Genomic DNA, 3,326 nt, shown 5'->3' with positions numbered 1-3,326 from the left:
GACAGCATCCACGCAAACCTCAGCGGAGGCCAGCCTTGTCGTATCGGCTCGTCTGCCTGCGCGTATCACCCCGAGTAGCGATGATGGAAGGCCATGCTCATGAGCGTGCGCGTGCGGGTGCGGGTGCGGGTGCGGTCGAGTCTGGCCGGGTCGAGGCCGGGGCGGTTGCGTCGGAGCGCGGTGAACATCTCGTCCGGGATTTGTTCGGTCCATCGCGCATGGACCAGCCCGGCCTGCGCCACGCGGATCAGTAGATCGCGTAGCGTGCTCGGGTACAGCACGCTACGCGATCTAGACGACGACGAACGGCGTCGGAGTCAACTCAGGCCCATGTCCTGGGCCAGGGTGGTCAGTTCGGCGGCGGCGCGGCGCCGGGCGTCGTCGCGGTGCTTGTACTCCAGCAGCGATCCGGCCGGGACCCGGCGGTGTGTTCCGACCTTGCGGTAGGCGATCTCGCCGGCGTCGAGCAGCCCGATCAGGTAGGGCCGGGACACGTTCAGCAGGTCGGCGGCCTGCTGGGTGGTCAGCTCGGCGTGCGCGGGCACGACCGAGACGCCATGGCCGCCCGCCATGTGGGCCAGAACGCGGGACAGCAGTTCCACCGCGGCCCTGGGCAGGACCAGCTGACCGTCGTCATCAAGCCGGACGGTGGCCAGGCCGTCCGGGTGTGTCCGGAGGTATGCCTGGACTCGCTCCAGTGCCTCGGCGGCAGCGGCGGCCGACTCGGCGTCGGGGACGACCGGACCGAGGACGGCGTTCATCCCATCCTCCTCTCCAAACGCAGTAAGCGAAACAATCGTGGCAGTCGAAGTGCAGCGGGGTCGTCGCATCGGGTCAGGTCGTGGCGAGCTGGCCGAGCCATGCTCCGAAGGTGAGCGAGAACGGCGGCCGGGCGTCCACTTTGGCCGCGAGCGCCCGCCGGCGGGTCAGATTGCCGCCGCAGGTCTCGATGATGATCTCTGCGATCTGGTCGGCGCGTTCGGTGCAGTTCAGGACGTGCCGGGCGGGCAGGGCCTGCAGGATCCCGGGTGTGGTGTGGGCCGTAGTGAACGAGCAGGTCAGCAGGTCAGCAGGTCAGCAGGTCGGACTGGCGGTTCGAGCCCTAGCTGGCTCCCGAGCATCCGACTACGCAGGGTCGTGGACGGTGGGTGATGCCTCGCGCTCCCGATCAATCGGGCAGCTTTACCGAGTGTCCACTAAAGCGGGTACGGTCCACACTACAGCGAGCTGAGGAAAAACGACCTTCAGGAACTCGGCATCACACAGCACTGCTGATACTCGCACGGCAACTGTCTGTCACCACCGGAATTTTGGCAGAGCCGTTAGATTGACAGACCCCGTACGGCGCTGCGACGAGTGGTCGGTCCGCAGCGATGGCAGCAGATCGGCGATGTCCGCACCGGGCAATGCGACCGCTTCCGTGGCTTGTCCCCGCTCGCTGCGAGCTGGTGCCGCCGACGCCCGGCGAGGGCCAGAGAGAGCAGCGTTTGCAGTTGCCCCCAAGCCGTGTTCGGCGTGTGGCCCGCCGGCTCGCAGCAAAGATCTATCTCTAGGTAGAGGTGCGTCGCCGGGGCCGGGCGCACCCTACGGGTTGTGATTACGCAGCAGCATGACGATCGTGGGCCTGAGGTCGGATCTGTGGATCTCGTCGTTGCCCGTGGACTGTCGCGGGTGATCGGGTCACCATCGACCGGGGTACGGATCCTCGACGATGTCAGCCTCCGGATTCCTCGGCTGAGCCTGTTTGCCATCAATGGGCCATCTGGCAGCGGTAAGTCGACGCTGCTCAACCTGTTGACCGGGATCGACCGGCCGACCAGCGGCGAGGTCATCTTTAACGGTCGGTCGATTGTGGCCCGCAGCGAGAATGCCCTGGCCCGGTGGCGCGGCGCTCACGTCGGGATCGTCTTCCAGTTCTTCCACCTCATCTCGACGTTGACGGCGTTGGAGAACGTCGTGCTGGCGCTGGAACTCGGCAGGGGCGGCGGGCTGCCCCGCTCCCGGTGGCGGCACCGGGCCCGGGAGTGTCTGGCATTGGTGGGCATGGATAGCTATGGCCGTCGGTTGCCCAGCGAGCTGTCTGGCGGTGAGCAGCAGCGGGTGGCGATCGCGCGGGCGCTGGCCAACGATCCACCGTTGATCGTGGCCGACGAACCGACGGGCAACCTGGATTCCAAGACTGCCGCGTCGGTGTTCGACGTGCTCGATGGCCTGACAGCGTTCGGCAAGACGGTCGTGTACGTGACCCACAACCGTGAGCTTGCCGAAAGGTCCAGTGCCTCGGTGGACCTACTCGACGGGCGTATCGTGGCCCGGCGCGAGCCGCGAGGTCGGGCCGAGGTGGCCCGATGAGCCGCTGGCTGAGCGCGCAGACACGCAAGTCGGTAGCCGAAATCGTCCAGCGGAAGGCGCACTCGCTGCTGGTGGTGGTGGCGGTGGTCTTGGCCGTCGGCGGGCTGATCGCGGTCAATGTTGCCGACGTCGGCCTGTCTGCCGCGTACGCCTTCACGGTCGCCAGCCAGGGTCCGGCACCGGATGTGACGGTGGCCGTCGACAGGACCGACCCGGCCCTGCTCGCCGACATCTCACACCGGCCCGAGGTCACCTCGCTGCAGCAGGCCACGACGTTGGGCACGCAGTGGCGTGTCACCCAGGCGCCCGGCCACGTCAGTTTCACCGTCATCAGCTACCCGGACCCACGACACGTTGCCCTGGCCCCGTTCGAGCTTGTGCAGGGCAGGTACCCGGGTGACGGGGAGATCGTCATGGAGTTCGGCGACTCTGCGCTGCAGTCGTTCGCGGTGGGCGACATGGTGACCGTCGACACGGCTCGGGGCAGCGCCGGGCTGCGGGTGGTAGGCATCGCCCGCACCAGCGGGCTGAACCCCGCGGTGACCGGCAAGGCGGTCGGCTACATGAGCCAGGCCGGGCTGCTGCAACTGCCCGCCTACACCTACGTTCCCGGCCAGCTACCTCACCAGCCGCTGCGCGCGCAGGAGATCGCGATCAAGCTGCACTCCCCGGCGGACTACCAGGCCGCCGCGGACGCGATCGGGCCGCTCGTACGTGCCCACGGGGCCAACGTGCTGGCGGTCTTCCCACCCAAGCATGGCGTGCCGCTGCAGCAGCTGAGGGGGATCTTCTCTCTGGTGCGGGTGCTCATCGCCGTCGCGCTACTGCTGGCGGCCATGCTGTTGTTGAACACGTTCACCGCGCTGGTCACCGAACAAACGGCGGTGATCGGCACGATGAAGGCGCTGGGCGCGACCCGTGCCCGCGTCGTACGCGGCTACCTGACCACCGTCGCCATCTACTGTCTCTTATAC

The 3,326-nt window shown here is 67.6% G+C and carries 4 protein-coding genes; 2 read left to right on the top strand and 2 right to left on the bottom strand.

What is annotated here, in order from left to right; genetic code table 11:
- Positions 1–65: 65 nt before the first annotated feature.
- Positions 66–281 carry a hypothetical protein gene (locus tag U9980_RS25905; RefSeq protein ID WP_322770323.1) on the bottom strand — a complete coding sequence of 72 codons (216 nt, stop codon included), beginning with the start codon at positions 279–281 and terminating at the stop codon, positions 66–68.
- 36 nt (positions 282–317) lie between these two features.
- Positions 318–761 carry a helix-turn-helix domain-containing protein gene (locus tag U9980_RS25900; protein WP_322770322.1) on the bottom strand — a complete coding sequence of 148 codons (444 nt, stop codon included), beginning with the start codon at positions 759–761 and terminating at the stop codon, positions 318–320.
- Between the two features lie 877 nt (positions 762–1,638).
- Here U9980_RS25900 and U9980_RS25895 point away from each other — a divergent pair.
- Entirely contained in the window at positions 1,639–2,352 is a 714-nt protein-coding gene (locus U9980_RS25895; protein ID WP_322770321.1) for an ABC transporter ATP-binding protein, read from the top strand.
- Positions 2,349–3,326 (top strand): ABC transporter permease (locus U9980_RS25890; protein ID WP_322770320.1); only part of this gene is annotated, 978 nt, incomplete at its 3' end. The genes U9980_RS25895 and U9980_RS25890, both read left to right, overlap by 4 nt.

Source organism: Protofrankia sp. Cr1 (assembly GCF_963555865.1).
GTDB lineage: Bacteria > Actinomycetota > Actinomycetes > Frankiales > Frankiaceae > Protofrankia.
This window is presented reverse-complemented; position numbering and strand designations above follow the sequence as displayed.

What these genes read in the sequence shown, in the direction of transcription:
- U9980_RS25900 (WP_322770322.1), bottom strand. Translation starts at nt 761, where the DNA reads ATGAACGCCGTCCTCGGTCCGGTCGTCCCCGACGCCGAGTCGGCCGCC.